At 64.0% G+C, this 18,351-nt stretch carries 20 protein-coding genes; 11 read left to right on the top strand and 9 right to left on the bottom strand.

Going from position 1 to position 18,351, the window contains the following annotated elements:
• Positions 1 to 40: 40 nt before the first annotated feature.
• Positions 41 to 484 carry a hypothetical protein gene (locus tag EI983_RS14085; protein ID WP_157708001.1) on the top strand — a complete coding sequence of 148 codons (444 nt, stop codon included), beginning with the start codon at positions 41 to 43 and terminating at the stop codon, positions 482 to 484.
• 272 nt (positions 485 to 756) lie between these two features.
• Here EI983_RS14085 and EI983_RS14080 read toward each other — a convergent pair whose 3' ends face one another.
• Positions 757 to 3,171, bottom strand: a complete 2,415-nt coding sequence (locus EI983_RS14080) for a DNA topoisomerase IV subunit A (RefSeq protein WP_157708000.1) — start codon at positions 3,169 to 3,171, stop codon at positions 757 to 759.
• Between the two features lie 229 nt (positions 3,172 to 3,400).
• Between EI983_RS14080 and EI983_RS14075 the strand changes: the two genes are divergently transcribed.
• From EI983_RS14075 to EI983_RS14060, 4 genes are all read left to right on the top strand, one after another.
• Complete coding sequence (locus EI983_RS14075) at positions 3,401 to 4,129, top strand: SH3 domain-containing protein (protein ID WP_157707999.1); 729 nt, start codon at positions 3,401 to 3,403, stop codon at positions 4,127 to 4,129.
• A 47-nt stretch (positions 4,130 to 4,176) separates the two neighbouring features.
• A complete protein-coding gene (locus EI983_RS14070) occupies positions 4,177 to 5,007 on the top strand; it encodes an SDR family NAD(P)-dependent oxidoreductase (protein WP_157707998.1) in 831 nt (276 codons plus the stop codon).
• 74 nt (positions 5,008 to 5,081) lie between these two features.
• Positions 5,082 to 5,285, top strand: a complete 204-nt coding sequence (locus tag EI983_RS14065) for a twin transmembrane helix small protein (protein WP_157707997.1) — start codon at positions 5,082 to 5,084, stop codon at positions 5,283 to 5,285.
• A 3-nt stretch (positions 5,286 to 5,288) separates the two neighbouring features.
• A complete protein-coding gene (locus EI983_RS14060; RefSeq protein WP_157707996.1) occupies positions 5,289 to 5,861 on the top strand; it encodes a cob(I)yrinic acid a,c-diamide adenosyltransferase in 573 nt (190 codons plus the stop codon).
• 60 nt (positions 5,862 to 5,921) lie between these two features.
• Here EI983_RS14060 and map read toward each other — a convergent pair whose 3' ends face one another.
• Positions 5,922 to 6,710, bottom strand: a complete 789-nt coding sequence (gene map / locus EI983_RS14055) for a type I methionyl aminopeptidase (RefSeq protein ID WP_157707995.1) — start codon at positions 6,708 to 6,710, stop codon at positions 5,922 to 5,924.
• Between the two features lie 221 nt (positions 6,711 to 6,931).
• Between map and EI983_RS14050 the strand changes: the two genes are divergently transcribed.
• A complete protein-coding gene (locus EI983_RS14050) occupies positions 6,932 to 8,107 on the top strand; it encodes an acyl-CoA dehydrogenase family protein (RefSeq protein ID WP_157707994.1) in 1,176 nt (391 codons plus the stop codon).
• A 3-nt stretch (positions 8,108 to 8,110) separates the two neighbouring features.
• Here the strand turns inward: EI983_RS14050 and sfsA are convergent, their stop codons facing one another.
• Complete coding sequence (gene sfsA, locus EI983_RS14045) at positions 8,111 to 8,818, bottom strand: DNA/RNA nuclease SfsA (RefSeq protein ID WP_157707993.1); 708 nt, start codon at positions 8,816 to 8,818, stop codon at positions 8,111 to 8,113.
• Positions 8,819 to 8,864: 46 nt separating this feature from the next.
• Here sfsA and EI983_RS14040 point away from each other — a divergent pair, with 46 nt between their 5' ends.
• From EI983_RS14040 to EI983_RS14020, 5 genes are read left to right on the top strand one after another with little or no spacing between them, the layout of a single operon-like run.
• A complete protein-coding gene (locus EI983_RS14040; RefSeq protein ID WP_157707992.1) occupies positions 8,865 to 9,587 on the top strand; it encodes a competence/damage-inducible protein A in 723 nt (240 codons plus the stop codon).
• Complete coding sequence (locus tag EI983_RS14035; protein WP_246162419.1) at positions 9,587 to 10,315, top strand: GNAT family N-acetyltransferase; 729 nt, start codon at positions 9,587 to 9,589, stop codon at positions 10,313 to 10,315. The genes EI983_RS14040 and EI983_RS14035 overlap by 1 nt, the downstream gene beginning before the upstream one ends.
• Positions 10,312 to 10,881 (top strand): peroxidase-related enzyme, encoded by a 570-nt coding sequence (locus tag EI983_RS14030; protein WP_157707990.1) that lies wholly within the window; start codon positions 10,312 to 10,314, stop codon positions 10,879 to 10,881. The genes EI983_RS14035 and EI983_RS14030 overlap by 4 nt, the downstream gene beginning before the upstream one ends.
• A 3-nt stretch (positions 10,882 to 10,884) precedes the next feature.
• Entirely contained in the window at positions 10,885 to 11,820 is a 936-nt protein-coding gene (locus tag EI983_RS14025) for an OmpA family protein (RefSeq protein WP_157707989.1), read from the top strand.
• A gap of 5 nt (positions 11,821 to 11,825) precedes the next feature.
• Complete coding sequence (locus tag EI983_RS14020) at positions 11,826 to 12,281, top strand: methylated-DNA--[protein]-cysteine S-methyltransferase (RefSeq protein WP_157709103.1); 456 nt, start codon at positions 11,826 to 11,828, stop codon at positions 12,279 to 12,281.
• A 37-nt stretch (positions 12,282 to 12,318) separates the two neighbouring features.
• Here EI983_RS14020 and EI983_RS14015 read toward each other — a convergent pair whose 3' ends face one another.
• The 6 genes from EI983_RS14015 to EI983_RS13990 all read right to left on the bottom strand — a co-directional run bounded on the left by EI983_RS14015 (position 12,319) and on the right by EI983_RS13990 (position 18,344).
• Positions 12,319 to 13,017 (bottom strand): CDP-alcohol phosphatidyltransferase family protein, encoded by a 699-nt coding sequence (locus EI983_RS14015; RefSeq protein ID WP_157707988.1) that lies wholly within the window; start codon positions 13,015 to 13,017, stop codon positions 12,319 to 12,321.
• Positions 13,018 to 13,053: 36 nt separating this feature from the next.
• Positions 13,054 to 13,968: a tyrosine recombinase XerC gene (locus EI983_RS14010; protein WP_157707987.1), complete on the bottom strand. Its 915-nt coding sequence runs from the start codon at positions 13,966 to 13,968 to the stop codon at positions 13,054 to 13,056.
• Positions 13,965 to 14,672, bottom strand: a complete 708-nt coding sequence (locus EI983_RS14005; RefSeq protein ID WP_157707986.1) for a DUF484 family protein — start codon at positions 14,670 to 14,672, stop codon at positions 13,965 to 13,967. The genes EI983_RS14010 and EI983_RS14005 overlap by 4 nt, the downstream gene beginning before the upstream one ends.
• Positions 14,673 to 14,845: 173 nt before the next feature.
• Positions 14,846 to 15,274, bottom strand: a complete 429-nt coding sequence (locus EI983_RS14000; protein ID WP_157707985.1) for a diol dehydratase small subunit — start codon at positions 15,272 to 15,274, stop codon at positions 14,846 to 14,848.
• A gap of 2 nt (positions 15,275 to 15,276) precedes the next feature.
• Complete coding sequence (locus EI983_RS13995) at positions 15,277 to 17,547, bottom strand: propanediol/glycerol family dehydratase large subunit (protein ID WP_157707984.1); 2,271 nt, start codon at positions 17,545 to 17,547, stop codon at positions 15,277 to 15,279.
• A gap of 20 nt (positions 17,548 to 17,567) precedes the next feature.
• Positions 17,568 to 18,344 (bottom strand): DeoR/GlpR family DNA-binding transcription regulator, encoded by a 777-nt coding sequence (locus EI983_RS13990; protein ID WP_157707983.1) that lies wholly within the window; start codon positions 18,342 to 18,344, stop codon positions 17,568 to 17,570.
• Positions 18,345 to 18,351: the final 7 nt, after the last annotated feature.

Genomic DNA, 18,351 nt, shown 5'->3' with positions numbered 1-18,351 from the left:
CCCCCGTCAAAGAGGGGCCATCCGAGCAGGAGACACGGCAATGACACTGAGAATGGCCCTGGCGCTGGCCGCCTTGCCCCTGGCCGCCGAGGCCGACCCGGATCGCGTGTCGATCCTTCTGGGCAGTCATCATATCAATGCCACCCGCGATTTTCAGGAGATCAACCCCGGTGTGATCCTGACCTGGCAGCAAAGCGCCCTGGGGTATTCGCTGGGCGCGTATTACAACAGCTATGAGGATATCTCGGTGCTGGGCGCGCTGAGCTATGGCGTTGAAATTGCGCCGGAGTTTGAGCTGGGTGTGTTTGGCGGGCTGGCCTGGTATCCCGGAGAGGGCGACCAGTTCGACCATTCCATCGGCGACGCGGTGCCGCTGGTGGGCGTGCAGACGCGTTATCGCAATGCCTTCGTGCAGCTGATCCCGGCGGATGGCGGGACGCTGGACGGGCTGGTGACTTTCGGGCTGACCTTCGCGCTGGATTGAGCCCTGAGCGGTCATTGATCAGCGGCCCACAGGCCGGTTAACAGCCGCGCAGCGGCCCGGCCCATCGCCAGCCCCCCTACCAGGGCTGGCGATATGGCGGGGCTAGGTGCCTCTCTCGTTCTGCGCGCGGATGTGGCGGGGATAAAGTGCCCCGGAACGCCTGACAGGATCGCCACCCCGGGGGCTGGCCATGGTCCTGCGGCAGTTTTGATGTCAGCGGCAGCAACATCAGCGCACCGGGCCTTCGGCACAATCGTGCATGCAGGCCCGTCTTACGTGAACCGGTTATCCCGAGGAAAACCGCGCGGGGCCATGCGGCCGGCGGAGGCGCGTTTGCCTTGCCATTCGGCCAGGTCTGTCTCGGTGCGGGTGCGCCCGGCGGGATCGAGCCAGCTGAGCCCGTCGGCCAGGGTGAAGGTGGTGGCGTCAGATAGCCCGCCATCCTTGTATTTCTGAAGCCGCACGCCCTTGCCCCGGCCCATTTCGGGCAGTTCGGAGAGCGCGAAGAGCAGCACTTTGCGGTTCTCGCCGACGCAGGCCACGGTGTCGCCCGAGACTGGTTTGCAGACTTTCGCGCGGGCCTCGCCCTTGACGTTGAGCACCTGTTTGCCTGTGCGGGTCTGGGCCAGCACCTCGTCTTCGGGCACGACAAACCCGTCGCCCGCCGAGGAGGCCACCAGAAGCTTGCGACCGGGCGCGTGGATGAAGAGATCCACGATCTCGGCCTCGTTGGGCAGATCGACCATCAGGCGCAGAGGCTCGCCCATGCCGCGCCCGCCGGGCAGGTTGCTGGCTGAAACGGTGTAGAACCGCCCGTTGGTGCCAAAGACCAGAAGCTTGTCCGTGGTTTCGGCGTGGAACATGAAGCGTGGGGCGTCGCCATCCTTGAATTTCAATTCGCGGGTCAGGTCGATATGGCCGGTCATGGCGCGGATCCAGCCCATTTGCGAGCAGACGACGGTGATCGGTTCGCGGTCGATCATCGCCTCAAGGGGCACGTCTTCGACCTCGGCCGCTTCTTCGATCAGCGTGCGGCGCGCGCCTTGCTCGGTGTCCTTGCCGAATGTTTTCTTGACCGCTCTGAGCTGATCCGCGATGGCCTGCCATTGCAGTTCGTCGCTTTCCAGCAGGTCCTCGAGCCCGGCGCGTTCTTCCATCAGGGTGTCACGCTCGCGCAGCAGGGCCTCTTCCTCAAGTCGCCGCAGGGAGCGCAGGCGCATGTTGAGGATCGCCTCGGCCTGCACGTCCGAGAGACCGTTTTCGCGGCCTGCATAGCTCATCGGTATGGCGCGGCTCTCGTCGCTTTCGGCCAGCACGCCGGTGGCACGCGCCTCTTCATCGGCGATGAGCACGAGGCTGTCCATATCCACGCCTTCAAGCGGCGAGACATAATCGGCCTCATGCATCGCCCGGCTGAGCGTGGCCTGATGCGGGCGGCTCCAGTCCTCGTACATCAGAGCAATCTTCGGCTCGTCATCATAGCGGATGATCTCGATCACGCGGTCGAGGTTCAGGAAGGCGGTGATCAGGCCCTGCAGCACTTCCAGCCGGTGGTCGATCTTGTCCATCCGGTGCTTTGAGCGGCGCAGGAGCACCTCGCGGCGGAAATCGAGGAAGGCGCGCAGCACCTCTTTCATTGAGCAAACGCGTGGTGTCAGCCCGTCGATCAGTACGTTCATGTTGAGCGAGAACCGCACCTCCAGATCGGAGTTGCGGAACATCATGTTCATGAGCACATCGGGTTCGACATTCTTCGAGCGCGGCTCAAGGATCAGGCGGATGTCATCGGCGCTTTCGTCCCGGACATCGGCGAGGATCGGGATTTTCTTGAGCTGGATCAGTTCGGCGATCTTTTCGATCAGCTTGGATTTCTGCACCTGATAGGGGATTTCGGTGACGACGATCTGCCATTGGCCACGGCCAAGATCTTCGACCTTCCATTTGCAGCGCAGCCGCATCGAGCCGCGCCCGGTGCGATAGGCCTGGGTGATGTTCTCAGCGGGCTCGACAATGACGCCGCCGGTGGGGAAGTCCGGGCCGGGCACGTACTTCAAGAGCGTGTCGTCGCGCGCGTCAGGCGTCTTGATCAGGTGCAGGCAGGCGTCGATCAGTTCCGACACGTTATGCGGCGGGATATTGGTGGCCATGCCCACGGCAATCCCTGACGCGCCATTGGCCAGAAGGTTCGGAAACTCGGCGGGCAGGACCGAAGGTTCGGTCAGCCGGCCATCGTAATTGTCGCGGAAATCGACGGCGTTTTCGTCAAGACCGTTGAGCAGAAGCTCGGCCACGGCTGTCATCCGCGCTTCGGTATAGCGAGAGGCGGCAGGGTTGTCGCCGTCGATATTGCCGAAATTGCCCTGGCCATCCACGAGCGGGTAGCGGACCGAGAAATCCTGAGCCAGCCGCGCCATGGCGTCATAGATCGCCGCATCGCCGTGGGGGTGGAAATCGCCCATCGTGTCGCCGGAGATTTTGGCGGATTTGAGGAACTTGCCGGTTGAGGCAAGCCGCAGGCGGTGCATCGCATAAAGGATGCGCCGGTGCACGGGCTTCAACCCGTCGCGGGCATCGGGCAGGGCGCGGTGCATGATCGTGCTGAGCGCATAGGTCAGATAGCGCTCGCCGATGGCGCGGCGCAGCGGTTCGGATACCGCCATGTTGGGGTCGTCGACCAAATCACTCATAGATGATGTGATACAAGCCCCGATTTGGGGCGACAATCCCTTTGTGCAGGCACAGGCCCCAAATCCGCGCTGCGTTGCCGGTGGGAAGTTTTTTCCGGTTTTCCCATGAAGCCGAGGGGCGAATCGGGTATTGTGGACACCCGATTGACCTGAAGCTGAGCGCCGTGTCGGCGCAGTTGAGTTTCAGCTGAAACGCATTATGACGTGTGGTAGCCAGGGAGTGTGCGCGATGTGGCGCTTTATGTTGGTGACTTTTGCATTTCTGGCCGTGGCCTTTTACGAGCTCAGCGGTGGCAGCGATTACGTGCCCGGTCAAAACTCGATTCAGGTGCAGGGCCTGCAACTTGCCGAGCCGTCGGATGTGCGTGTGGCCGGACTTGAGGACAGCGCGCGGGACAGCGCGGCGATGGCGGAAGTGACCCGGGCCATGGCCAACCTGTCGGACCTGAAGGTCAATGAGGACAGCCGGTTTCAGATCACGCTCGCCTCGGTCAATGCCTCGAACGAGTATGACAGCAACTCGGAGCTGCCCAAGGTCGAGCGGGTGCCGGAGGTGGTGGCGACCACTGCCATCGACGAGGCCGTGGAAGATGCAATTGCCGCGGATGTAACGGCAGAGCGGGAGCAACCCGACAGCGTGGCGACCGGCTTTGTCGGCGAGGAGGTCTTTAGCCTGGAGACCTATGTGATGCGCCAGAGCGAGACCTACACGATCCCCGAAAGCGTGGCCGAGGACAGTGTCATAACCGTGCCAACGGGCGATATCCGGCAGGTGACCGGCGATCTGGTCAATATGCGCGCGGGGCCGGGGACCGACTTTGAAAAGGTTGGCCAGCTTGGCAAAGGGTCGTCCGTTGCCGTGCTGGAAGAGCCGGGCAATGGCTGGGTCATGCTCGAAGTAGTGGAAACCGGTGAGATCGGCTGGATGGCCGATTGGCTGATCACGACGACAAACTGACCGCAAGGCAATTGCATCCGGCGCGCAGGCACGGCAGTGTCGCGCGCATGACTGAGAAATCCGTATTGATTACCGGCTGTTCCTCCGGGATCGGCTATGACGCGGCGCATGGGCTGCGGGAGCGCGGCTGGCGGGTCTTTGCCTCTTGCCGCAAGGCCGAAGATTGCGCGCGCCTGATCGCCGAAGGGTTCGAGAGCCCGTTGATCGACTATCAGGACACCACCACGATCGAGGCGGGGCTTGCCGAGGTGCTTGAGGCCACGGGCGGGCGGCTGGATGCGCTTTTCAACAACGGGGCGTTTGCCTCTCCGGGGCTGGTGGAGGATCTGCCCACAGATGCGCTGCGCGCGATATTCGAGGCGAATTTCTTTGGCTGGCATGAACTGACGCGCCGGGTGATCCCGGTGATGCGCGCGCAGGGGCACGGGCGTGTGGTGCAGAACTCGTCGGTGTTGGGGCTGGTCACGCTGCCCTGGCGCGGGGCGTATAACAGCACCAAGTTTGCGCTTGAGGCGCTGACCGATACGATGCGGGTGGAGATGCACGGCACAGGGCTGCATTTCATCCTGATCGAGCCGGGACCGGTGACGTCGAAGATCCGGCAGAACGCGATTGCGCATTTCGAGCGCTGGATCGACTGGGAGGCGTCGCCGCGCGCCGAGGAGTATCGCCGGGGCCTGAAGAAGCGGCTTTATGAGAGCAGCGGGCCGGATCCGTTCGAGTTGCCCGCGAGCGCTGTTACGAAAAAGCTGGTCCATGCGCTGGAATCGTCCCGTCCGCGGGCGCGCTATTATGTGACCACGCCGACCTATATCATGGGCACGCTGCGCCGCATCCTGCCGACACGCGCGCTTGACTGGGTGCTGCGCCGGGCGTGAGGCGTTTTTAGGGTTCGCTTTTCCCGCCGCCTCCACTACATCACCGGCAACGCGTATGCGAAGGGACATGACACATGCTGCAAGACCCGCTGTTTCTGCTCGTGGCCGCCGCCTGTATTGCGGTGGTGGTGATCCTGGCCATCGGGATCAGCTATTTTGGCAAGGGCGATCTGGAATCGGCCAAGAAATCCAACAAGATGATGCAGTGGCGGATCGGTGCGCAGGCGCTGGCGGTGGTGTTGATCCTTCTGTTTCTGTGGATGCGCTCGGGGGGCTGATTTATGGTGGTGCTGAACAAGATTTACACCAAGACCGGGGACGCGGGCGAGACCGCGCTGGGCAATGGCGCACGCGTGGCCAAGCACGCGATGCGGGTGAATGCCTATGGAACGGTCGACGAGGTGAACGCGACGGTGGGTCTGGCGCGGCTGCATTCGGAGGGCGATGTCGACGCCGCCCTGGCGCGCATCCAGAATGACCTTTTTGATCTGGGCGCCGATCTGTGCCGCCCGGATATGGAGATGGATGCCGAAGCAGAGTATCCGCCGCTCAGGATGTCGGACGCGCAGGTGATCCGGCTGGAGAGCGAGATTGACGCGATGACGGCGGTTCTGGAGCCGCTCAGGAGTTTCATCCTGCCCGGAGGTTCGGCGCTGGCGGCGCATCTGCATCTGTGCCGGACGGTATCACGCCGGGCCGAGCGGCTGGCGGTGGAACTGGCGACGATGGAAAGTGTGAACCCGGCGGCGGTGAAATACCTCAACCGCCTGAGCGACTGGTTCTTCTGCGCGGGCCGGATGGCCAATAGCGACGGGAAAGACGATGTGCTCTGGGTGCCGGGCGCGAACCGCTGATCCAGGCGCATTTTCTGAGACAGAAAATGCCCCAGAATTTGGCGCAAATTCTGGCGGCGCTTACGTGTAGGTCGGGTGGAACCGGCCGGCGGGTGAGAGGGTGAAGATCTCGCAGCCGTCCGACGTGACCCCGATCGAATGCTCGAACTGCGCAGAGAGCGATTTGTCCCGGGTCACCGCTGTCCAGTCATCCGCGAGGATTTTCGTTTCGGGACGGCCCAGATTGACCATCGGCTCGATGGTGAAGAACATCCCCTCTTCCAGCGTCGGCCCGGTGCCCGCGCGCCCGTAATGCAGCACGTTGGGCGGCGCGTGGAACACCGTGCCCAGCCCGTGCCCGCAGAAGTCGCGCACCACCGACATGCGCTGGCGTTCGACGAAGCTTTGGATGGCAAAGCCGATATCGCCGAAGGTGTTTCCGGGCTTCACCGCCTCGATCCCGATCATCAGGCTGTCATGCGTGACCTGGATCAGCCGCTCGGCCTTGCGGTTCAGCTTGCCCGCGACGAACATCCGCGAGGTGTCGCCATACCAGCCATCGACGATCACGGTGACGTCGATGTTCAGGATATCGCCGTCCTTGAGAACCTTGTCGCCGGGGATGCCGTGGCAGACCACATGATTCACGCTGATGCAGCTGGCGTGCTGATAACCCTTGTAGCCGATGGTGGCCGAGGTCGCACCGGCGTCATTCACCATGCCCTCGATCAGCTTGTCGAGCGCGCCGGTGGTCTGTCCGACAAAGACATGATCGGCCACCCGGTCGAGGATCTCTGCCGCCAGCCGCCCGGCCTTGTGCATTCCGGCAAACCCATCCGCCTCATGAATGCGAATGCCGTCTCGTGTCATGCGTCCCTGGTGTTCGTTCACGCCTAAGCCCCGTTTAACTTCCCACTGCCCCTATCTAGGCGCAAATACATGGAAAAACCAGAGGGCAGACGACATTGCGAACGGTGTCCGGTCGAGGAAAGGCCGGGGATCGTATTATATTCGAAAAAATGAATATTGCGGTGGATGCAATTGTCTGACATTCAATTGTCGGACAATTGAAAGAAGATGGAATCACCGTCATGACCAGCAAGATCGACACCATTCTCGACGCCGCCCGCCAGCATTGCGAGGAGGTGATCAAACCCAATGTGGATGCCTGGAACGCAGCCGGGGTCTGGCCGCGCGAGGCGTCGGACAAAGCGGCCGCACTTGGCCTGACCGGACTTTATGCGCCTGAAGAATTTGGCGGGCAGGGGCTGCCGCTGGGCGAGGGTATCCGGGTCTATGAAGAGCTGGGGCGCGGTGATGGGGCCTATGCTTTCGCGCTGTCGATGCACAATATCTGTACCTATGCCGCCTGTGGTTTCGGTACCGAGCCGTTCAAGACGTCCTGGGCGCGGGAGCTGACCTCGGGCCGCAAGCTGGCCAATTTCGCCCTGACCGAGCCGCAATCGGGCTCGGATGCGACCAACATGTATTCACGCGCGGTGATCAACGGCGATGGCACCTGGACGGTCAACGGCGCGAAGGCCTGGGTCAGCCTGGCAGGCGAGGCCGATATCTATTTCACCGTGGTCAAGACCACCGATCAGCCGGGCCACAAGGATATGGCGATGATTGCCATTCCGGCGGATGCCGAGGGGCTGAGCTTCGGGCCGCGCTATGACACGCCGTCTTACCGGTTCCTGCCCTTGTCCGAGATGTACATGAGAGATGTTGTGGTGAGCGAGGACAACATCATCCTGCCCGTGGGCCAGGGCCTGCAAGGCTCGCTCATGGCGATCGATATTGCACGTGTCTCAATCGCGTCGGGGTGTTGCGGTCTGATGCAGGCGGCACTCGATACGGCACTTGCCTATTCGGCCAACCGCAAAATGTTCGGCGGCAAGAACCTCGATCTGGACGGTATTCAATGGATGCTGGGCGATGTGGCGACCGAGCTGGAAGCCTCGCGTTTGCTGTACCGGGCGGCGGCGAATGCGCTGGGCACGGAGGAGGGCCCGCTGATGGCGGCGCATGCCAAGCGGTTCGTGCCCGATGCGGCGGTGAAGGCGGCCAATATCTGTACGCAGGTGTTGGGCGGGATGGGGCTGCTTGCCCCCTACGGGATGGACCGGCTGTCGCGGCTGAGCCAGATGCTGCGGATTGTCGATGGAACGACCGAGATCAGCCGCGTGGTGATCGGGCGGCATTTGCAGAAACGGGCCAAAACGCTTGATCCGCTGCCCATCCCCAAGGGTTTTGGCGAAAGCTGAGCGTCAGCCCAGGACGGTGAGCCGCTGGCCCAGTGTCACCGCTTGGGGAGAGAGCTGCGTGCCGTAGGCGATCACCTCGACGCCTGCGGCGCGGGCGGCCTCATAGGCGGTGAGGTAGGCCGGATCGATATCCCCTGCCACGCTGACCTGCGCGCAATCGGTGCGCTGGACCAGATAGAAGAGCACGGCCCGGTGGCCCGCGCGGGCCATTTCCGCCAGATCCGCGAGGTGTTTGGCCCCGCGCGCGGTGACGCTGTCGGGAAACTCGGCCAGACCGGGCTGGCGCGAGAGGGTGACGGATTTCACCTCGACATAGGCGTCGGGCAGGCCGGACTGCTGCAACAGGAAGTCGATCCGGCTGTTCTGCCCGTATTTCTGCTCGGGCCGGACGGTGCCATACGCCGCCAGTTCGGCAATGCCACGCGCAAGGATGGCGTCTTTCAGCGCGCGGTTGGGCAGTGACGTATCCACCCCGGTGAAATGCCCGTTCTCATGGTCCACCAGGCGCCAGCCGAATTTGAGCTTCTTCTTCGGGTCGTCATTGGGTTCGACCCAGATGCGGGTGCCGGGCTCGGCAAGGCCCATCATCGAGCCTGGATTGGCACAATGGGCGGTGACCTCGCGGCCGTCCTCCTCAAGCCGGATATCGGCCAGGAACCGCTTGTAGCGGCGGATCAGACGGGCGGGCGCAAGAGGGGTTTGAAAGCGCATGGCGACAGGCCTATACCGAGGGCCAGACGCATTCAAGGAGGGGGCCATGGCCAACCCAACCGCCGCCATGCTGGTGATCGGCGACGAGATCCTCTCGGGCCGCACCCGCGACGCCAATATGCATTACCTTGCCTGTGAGCTTGCCAAGCATGGTATCGACCTGAGGGAGGTGCGCGTGGTCTCGGACGACCCGGACGCCATCACCGGGGCGGTGCGGGCGCTGAGCGCTGCCTATGATCACCTGTTCACCTCGGGCGGGATCGGGCCGACCCATGACGACATCACCGCCGAGAACGTGGCGCGCGCGTTCGACCGCCCGATCGATGTGCGCGAGGATGCCCGCGCGGTGCTGGCGGCGCATTACGAGCGGGCGGGGCAGGAGCTGAATGCGGCGCGGCTGCGCATGGCGCGTATTCCCGAGGGCGCAAGCCTGATCGACAACCCGATCAGCGCCGCGCCGGGTTTCACCTTGGAAAACGTGCATGTCATGGCGGGGGTGCCGACGATTTTCGAGGCGATGGTGGCCAGCGTTTTGCCGACGCTTACCGGGGGCGCGCCGCTGGTTTCGGTGTCGCGGCGTATCTTCCGGGGAGAGGGCGACATTGCCGGGCCGCTGGGCGAGCTGGCCGAACGGTATGCGGATTTGTCCATCGGCTCCTACCCGTTTCAGCAGGACGGCGTGTTCGGTGCGCAGATCGTGATCCGGGGCCATGACGGCGCCCAGGTCGAGGCGGCACTGATCGAACTCGACGCGGCCTTTGCCGGATGATGCCGGGCGTGCAGCAGCTCTATGACGTCTGCGAGGCGACATGGCCGCCGGCGCGCCGCTTCGAGGAGGGGGTGTTCACCTTTCGCGACGGGGCGGGGGGCGGCAAACGGGTTTCGGCGGCCACGGCGCGGCAGCCGGTGACGGCTGACAAGCTGCCACGTGCCGAGGAGGTCATGCGCGGCATGGATCAGCCGCCGCTGTTCATGATCCGCGACGGCGAAGAGGCGCTTGATGCGCTGCTTGCAGAGGCGGGCTATGACGTGATCGACCCGGTCAATCTCTATGCCTGCCCGATGGAGACGCTGACGGCACACCCTCTTCCGCAGGTGACCACGTTTACCATCTGGGAGCCGCTGGCGATCATGCGCGACATTTGGGCCGCCGGCGGGATCGGGCCTGCGCGCGTGGAGGTGATGCGCCGCGCGCAAGGCCCCAAGACCGGTCTGTTCGGGCGGCTCAATGCGCGCCCGGCGGGCACCGGGTATGTCGGCCTGCACCGGGGGGTGGCCATGGTGCACGCGCTGGAAATCCTGCCGGACCATCGCGGACAGGGGCTGGGCGGGCATATGATGCGCCAGGCGGCCCACTGGGCAGCGGACCAGGGCGGCACGCATATGTCGGTCATCTGCACGCAGGCCAACACGGGCGCGAATGCGCTCTACACTTCCCTCGGGATGCGCCTTGTGGGAACATATCACTACCGAATAAAGGAAGATGCGCCGAGATGAGTACTGACCCCCCCACCGCCCTTGACCTGCCTCAGGTCGATCCTCTGCCGGAGGCGACGCAGAAATATTTCGATATCTGCGACGAGAAGCTGGGCTTCGTGCCCAATGTGCTGCGGGCCTATGCGTTCGATATCGACAAGCTGAACAGCTTTACGGCGATGTATAACGACCTGATGCTGGCCGAGAGCGGTCTGAGCAAGCTGGAACGCGAGATGATCGCGGTTGTGGTCAGCTCGATCAACCGTTGCTGGTATTGCCAGGTGGCCCATGGCGCGGCGGTGCGGCAATTGTCGGGCAAGCCCGAACTGGGCGAGGCGATGGTGATGAACTGGCGCGCCGCCGGTCTGGATGCGCGGCAGACCGCGATGCTTGGCTTTGCGGAAAAGGTCACCAAGGAAAGCCATGCCATCGGCGAGGCGGACCGCGATCATCTGCGCGCCGTGGGATTTTCGGAGCGCGATATCTGGGACATCGTCAGCGTAGCGGGCTTTTTCAACATGTCCAACCGCGTGGCCAGTGCCACCGGGATGCAGCCGAACCCGGACTATCACAGTCAGGCGCGCTGAACGATGCGGGGCTGGCTCGGCGCTCTGGCTTTATGTGCCTGCCCTGTCGCGGGGCAGGGGCTGGAGCTGTCGCTGCCGACGAATGCCACGCTAAGCCGGGAGGTGAGCGAGCCCGCCGGAAGCTATCTGATGCCGGTCGGGCCGTATGCCGACGGCACGCTGCCGGTGCTGGAGGTCGAGGGACGGATCGTGCTGCAGGCCTGGCGGCTGGCCGCGCAATCCATCACCACGCTGCAAATCCTCGCGCCGCTGCGCGATCAGCTTACCGCGGCGGGGTATCAGGTGCTGCTCGATTGCGAGGGGCAGGAATGCGGCGGGTTCGATTTTCGCTTCGGCACCCGGGTGCTGCCCGCGCCGGATATGTTTGTCGACCTGTTCGACTATCGCTTCGTGGCGCTGCGCAAGGGCGAGGAGGCCGCCGCCGAGAGCTACGCCAGCCTGCTGATCAGCCGCTCCGGCACGACCGCCTATATCCAGGTGATCCATGTCGCCCCGCAGGGGGGCCGCGGTGTCAGCGTGGCAGCCGACGCGCGGGTACAGTTGCCGCGCGCGGAGGCAGATCAGCCTTTGGCCCAGGCGCTGCGTGACCAGGGGCATGTGATTTTGGGTGACCTGAATTTTCAGTCGGGTTCGTCCGATCTGGGCGAGGGGCCTTTTGCGTCGCTGACCGCACTGGCGGCGTTTCTGAAATCCGACCCGGGGCTCAGAGTGGCGCTGGTGGGCCATACCGACACGGTGGGCGGGCTGACCCCGAATATCGCGTTGTCGAAACGGCGGGCGGCCTCGGTTCTGGAACGGCTGGTCAGCGTGCATGGCGTGCCGCGCGCGCAGCTCGATGCGGAAGGGATGGGGTACCTGTCGCCGATTGCGCCAAATCTCGACCGGGCCGGGCGCGAGGCGAACCGGCGCGTCGAGGCCGTTCTGCTGAACAGCGAATGAGCGGCATGGCTGCCGGGACGCTTCACACCCCCCTCGGCCCGCTGACGGTGACAAGCGAGGACGGATGTATCACGGGGGTGCGCTGGGGCGATCATGCCGCGGGGGCGGGCGCGCCCGAGATCGATGCAGCACTGGCCCAGCTCAAGGCATATTTTGCCGGAGAGCTCACGCATTTCGATTTGCCCTGGCGGGTCACGGCTTCGGATTTTCAGCGCGAGGTCTGCGCGGCTATGCTGGCGATCCCGTTCGGCGAAACGCGCACCTATGGCGAACTGGCGCGGCAGCTGAGCGTGCCGGCACAGGCGATTGGCGGGGCCTGTGGCGGCAATCCCATTCCGGTCATCATCCCCTGTCACCGGGTGCTTGGCGCGAACGGGCTGGGCGGCTATTCCGGCGCGGGTGGGGTGGAGACGAAGGTCTGGCTGCTCCGGCACGAAAAGGCGGCGGGACTTCTGATCTGAGCGGGAAGAGAAAATTCGTACGAATTTTCTTTCTGCCTCAGAAGTCCTGGCGTTCCGGGATGATCTGTTGCGCGATGCCTGCCCCGAGCAGGTAGACCGTCGTGATGATCAGCCCCCAATGCGCCCAGCTTTCGGGGTGAAAGTCGACCCAGGCGGCCCAGAAGGCGAAGAACATCCAGCCCAGCATCATCGGAAACGAGACGACGCGCCAGCGCTTCGTGCGCACCGGATGGATGAATTTCAGCGGCAGGAACATCGCCACCGCCAGCACCGCGACAAGCGTGAAACTGATCCAGAAATTCGGCTCGATGGCGAACAGCACCAGCACCACCATGTTCCAGCAGCCAGGGAAGCCGGAAAAGGATTTGTCCAGCGTTTTCATGCGGGTATCGACCAGATACAGCGCGCTGGCGAAGGTGATCACGATGATGGCGAACCACCCCGTCCAGCCCGGCAGCAGCCCGGATTTGAACAGCGCAAAGGCCGGGATGAAGATATAGGTCAGATAGTCGATGATCATATCGAGGATATTGCCATCGATGCGGGGGGCGTATTTCTGGACGTGGTAGCGGCGCGCAAGGGGGCCGTCGATCCCGTCGACCACGAAGGCCACCACAAGCCACAGGAACATCAGGCTCCAGTTCTCATCCACCGCGGCCAGCATCGCCAGCATGGCAAACACAGCACCTGTGGCGGTGAACAGATGGACGGATAACGCTTTGAGTGACTGGCTCATGACAGGGCTTTTGCCGGAAACGGAAGCCATGTGCAATCACGCTTTGGGGTGGGCACGTTGATAGACCTCCCAGAGCCGCGCGGTATCGACCGCAGTGTAGGCTTGCGTGGTGGACAGAGACGCATGGCCGAGAAGCTCCTGAATGGCGCGAAGATCGCCGCCGGCGTTCAGAAGATGCGTGGCGAAGCTGTGGCGCATGGCGTGGGGCGTGGCCGAAGCGGGCAGGCCAAGCTGCAGGCGCGTGCGCTCGACCACTTTCTGCACCGCGCGGGGGCTGAGCGGCCCGCCGCGCACGCCGCGAAACACGGGATCGTCGGGCGCGGGCTCATAGGGGCAGAGCCGCAGATAGGCCGCCACCGCGTCCTGCGCGGCAGGGATCACCGGCACCACGCGCTCCTTGCCGCCCTTGCCGATGATCCGCAGCGCCTCGCCCAGGGGCATGTCGCGTCCGGTCAGCCCGAGGGCTTCGGAGATGCGCAGCCCGCAGCCATAGAGCAATGTCACCACCGCCTGATCGCGGGCCGCCACCCAGGGGGTCGCGGATTGCATCTCGACCGTGGCGATCATCTCGCGCGCGGCGTCCTCGGCCAGGGGCCTGGGCAATTTGCGCTGGAATTTGGGAGAGCGGGTGGAGAGCACGGCGGTGGGCTCGAACCCCTCGCGTTCGGACAGCCAGCGGTAGAAGCTCTTGACCGCCGAAAGCTTGCGCGCGAGCGAGCGCGGGCCGACATCCTGGCCGCGCGTATGGGCCATCCAGGCGCGCATGTCACTGACGCCGATCCGGGCCAGCGGGCCAAGCCCCTGTGCCTCGCCCTTGTGCCGGGTCATGAAGGCGAGGAACCCCGCCACATCGCGGCCATAGGCGTCGATCGTGTTTTCCGATGCGCCCTTGAGTGCCTTCTGCCTGTCGAGCCAGCCCTGCAGGGCATCGCGGGCGGCAGGCGAGATCATGACAGCCAGCGGCGCATCGCCCGTTCAAACACGCCCGCGAAAAAGGCCAGCAGGTCGGTGCCCTGCTGCGGGGTGAACTGGTGCGGATCCTCGGCCCCCATGACCAGCATGCCGGGCAGGCGGCCCTCGCCGAAATCGAGCATCAGGCAGGCCTCGGAGCGGATATATTCCGCCGCACGGCCATAGATGCGCATGTCGCCCTCGTGGATCTGGCGCAGGGTGACCTGCCGGGCCGAGTTGCCGCGCCCGTCGCTGAGGTAGGATTGGATGAAGCCGGGCTCGGCCAGCGACAGCACGTCGCCCAGCCGCTTCACCGCCGGGTCGCCGCCATCCTGTACGGTTTCCAGCACCAGCTTGATCGTGTCCACCCGCAGGATCGCGGCCACATCCGTGCCGAGATCCTTCAGGAAGCTTTCGAATTCCACCGGGTCGAGCATCCGCAGAATGGCGCGGTGCACCTGGTTTGTGCCGGCAAGGTTTTCATAGGCGGCCGCAATGACCGAGCGGTGCGTGTCCTCAAGCCGGTCCAGGCGGCTTTCGAGCCGGTCCATGGCGATGCCACGCAAATCGATGATATTGCCGCCCATCGCGCGTTCGTTCGCGGCGATCAGGGCGCGCATAAGGTCTTGATCTTCAAGGATAACATCCGGTTGCGCGATGATACGCTCACGCAGGCTGTCTTCCATCCGGGGCTTGCTGCTCATGGTTTTCTCGGTCTTTTGCCGTATTTGGCCGCCTTTATCGCGCGTTGTCATGGATTTTCAAAGGGCTTTCTGGGCAATGGGTGGCGGAGGTTGACTAAAATGCCGCAAGCCTCAATGCGCCCGGCGCGGATGGGCCATCTGTCCCGGGCGAAGTGTCCGCAAGGTGCGCCGTTCTAGTATCTTTTGCGGAAAAGCCCCCGCAGTTCGTAGAACCGCGCGGCTTCTTCGAGGAAATCCGCCAGTTGCTGCGCGTCATGGTCCCGCCGGATCCGGCTGGCTGCGTCAAGCAGGCTGTCTTTGGACTCGGCCCGCCCGGGGCGCAGAAGTTCATAGATCGTCATGACCTCATCCTGGGGCAGGCGCGTCATTTCGGCGGCGCGTTCGAAGTTTTCTGCCAGGGCTGCGCGGCCCACCGAGCGCGAGATCTGTGCCTGCTGTAACAGGGCCTGCGGCGTGATCCGCAGGTCTTCGATGTCGACATCGCCGCCGATCACGGCATCCAGCGTGAGCGAGGAGAGCGGTTTGCCTCGGCTGCCGGCCACCTGTTCCGGGCGGGTTTCGGCAACGGGATAATCGCGGGCTGTCAGGGGTTTGTCGGACATCGTCATGTTTCCAGAAAGGTGATTTGCAGGTTTTCGGGGGCGGCGCCATCTTCGGTCATGGAGGTTTCGATCGCATAGGTCAGGGCAACGCGGGGGTGAAAGCGGGCGCCCAGAGCCTCGCCGCGCGTCGGCACGACGACGGGTTCGGGCAACACACCCTGCGCATAGGATGTGGCGTTGAAGCCCATCGCTTCGTAATGGTCGAGCGTGGTGATCGGGGCGTTCGAGAACAGTTCGAGATTGTTATGCGGCAGCCGGTCTTTCTGGTGAATGACGGCGGTGCCTTTCGACTGGATGCCGATGCCCAGGCCCGAGCCGGAGAGCCGCGCGGCGCTGAGACCCAGAAAGGACGTGTCCGCCGTGTGCCAGAACCGGACGATCCGCATGGTGCCGCCGCCACGTTCGATCCCGGCCTTGAGGGCGCGCAAGACGGCACTGAGCGGATGACCGGCCAGGGTGCGAAAGATTTTCGAGCCAAAGCCGGGGCTGACGCCGACCACGATTTCCTGCGGATCGGTGCCCGGCGTGGCGGGCCCCATCGTCTGATAGCGGATCGCCTTTGCCTCGCCCATTTCGCTGGTGGCCTCGGCGCGCAGCACTTCCTCGCGGTCCAGCACTTCGCGGATAGCGGCAAGCTCGGCCCGGCGTTCCTCGGACAGTCGGTGACCGGTGCCCGGGCCGGTGTATTCGTTGGGGTCGTTGATGGCGCTGATCACGCGGCCATCGCGCACCACGGCGGAGGTTTGCAGATAATCGCCCGAGACGCGCAGCTTGACCAGAAAGAGCAGGTTTTCCGCTTCGTCCCGGAACCCGCCGCGATGGAGCGACCGGATGACATCCAGCACGGTGATGCCCTGGCTGTGGATCTTGTCGCTGATCAGGGCCACGTCGCGTGGGGTGAAGCTTTGGGTGTCGTTCGAGCCGGAGGCCACGGCGACAGAGCGTTTCATGACCTCGGTTGCCTCGGCCAGTCCGAGATCCTTCAGCACATGCGAAAGCGCGTCGATCGCCCGGCGGCGCAGGTCCAGCGCGCGGGCGTCCTCTACCGCGGTCAGGCCGCCATCGGCTTCGAAATCCCGTTGCAGGACCAGAAATTCCTCCAGTTCCTCGCCGTTGAACGAGGACGGGTTGAAGGAATTGTCGTATTTCAGGATCGACCCGAAGCCCGAGCAGATCAGGTCGGACCCGCCGATCAGGTAGGGCAGGACCTTGGCGGCGACGCGCATGTCGGATTCGGAATGGCGCGCATCGTTGCCCGAGGCGCATTCCAGATCGAGCCAGACCGCGACAAGGTTTTCCGCCAGCAATTCGCGCACACCGCCGGGCATCGAGCTGGCCAGGGGCGCGCCGTCAATGCCGCCGTTCTGGGTGCCTTGCGAGCCCATGCCGCGTTGCAGGCAGAGGCAGCGCGCTTCGAGATAGAGCAGCGATTTTGCCTCGTGAAAGCCCATCAGCAATTCGGCGGCGGCACCCGAGGTGCAGCGCATCTTGATCCCGCGCGAGGCATAGGCGGCCGCGAGCCAGGCCTTGGACCAGGGCGTGTCGTCGCCGTCGATAAAGGCGCTTTCGGTGCCGTAGACCGAGACCGTTTCGGCGTAGGAGGTGAAGCCGGCCATGCCGATTTCGAGCTCTTCGGCCTCTTCGGAGGAACATTGAAAGAGCGTGCCGGCCCGCCCCACGGCGGAGCCGACGCAACAGGCCAGCGCGTTGGACCAGGAATTGCGGGCGACGCGCATGGTGGTTTCGATCTCGTCAAAGCCCAGGGCCACGGCGATGGCGGCATCGGCGGCCAGTTGCAGCGGATCGTCCTTGGCGTTGGTCACATGGGCCTGATTGCCCGGGCTTTGCCGGGCGCGCATCTTGGAATAGGCAAAGGACAGCTCCATCGCGTTGAGCTGGGCCACCGTTTCGGCCAGCTTGGCGGGGGTCAGCCCACGGGCGAGGCGGGTAAGTTCGGTGCGCGGCACGTTCATGTCCACCAGCATCCGGGCGAGCTGTTCCGAGGGGATGGCCATCGCCTCTTCGGCGATGTCGGGGTCGATGTGATAGGTGGCGATGAAAGCGTCGATCAGGTCGAAATCCCTGGCGGCGACGCCGTCCATCGACGTGACCTTGCCGCCTTTGATGCCCAGCCCCGGCTTCGGATCGGCGGCACCGCGGAAGGCCGAAAACCCGTTTTCCGGGTCTTCCACCGCGAACTTGTCCAATCTCAGCGCCCGCGCATCCCAATCGTCGAAACGCTTCCACCGGTTTGCATCGTAACTCTGGCTCATGCGTTTCAGCTCCCGTCAGGCTAATGTTGTCTGGTGGATTGCGGGTAAAGCAGCTCGGCGCCGCTGGTTTGGACGGCCTGCCGGATCAGCGGGTCCGGGGGCCTTTCGGTCACGAGGCACAGGTTTTGCTTGAGCGTGGTGATCTGTTGCAGTGAGCGGGTGCCGAATTTGGAGTTATCCGCCAGTACCAGCGTTTCGTCGGCGCTGTCGATCATCGCCGCATAGACCTGGGCCGCGTTCAGCAGGGCCTCGCTTACTCCGCGGCTGTCCACGCCCGAGGCCCCGACCACGGTCACGGGGGTGCGGAACTTCGCGATGAATTTGAGTGTTTCGCCGCCAAAGACCATGCCTTCGGCGGGCTCCACGATACCGGGGAGTGTCATCACCTCGATCAGCGGATTGGTGGACAGCTCGGTCGCGATCGAGAAAGACGGGGTCAGAACGGTGATCTTGCGGTCGATCTGGCGCAGGGCGCGGGCGAAATGCAGAAGCGTCGCGCCGCCGCCGACGAACAGGCTGTTGGCGTCGCCGATACGCTCTACCGCCAGTTTCGCGATGGCCTCGCGCGCCGCGATATGCAGCTTGAGGCGTTCGGCAAGCGCAGGCTCGAATGTTTTCGTCAGGACGGCACCGCCATAGGTGCGTTTGATGCGGCCGGTCTCGTCCAGTTCGGACAGATCCCGCCGCACGGTTTCGGTTGAGACGCCCAACTCGTCTGCCAGTTCATTCACGCGAATCGACGGATTGACGTCGAGCACACTCAATATCCGGTCATGGCGTTGAGTTTTCTTAGACATTTTCGTT

The organism is Roseovarius faecimaris (assembly GCF_009762325.1).
In the GTDB taxonomy this organism is placed as follows: domain Bacteria; phylum Pseudomonadota; class Alphaproteobacteria; order Rhodobacterales; family Rhodobacteraceae; genus Roseovarius; species Roseovarius faecimaris.
The sequence above is the reverse complement of the archived record's forward strand: the minus strand, read 5'-3'. Positions and strand labels throughout refer to the sequence as shown.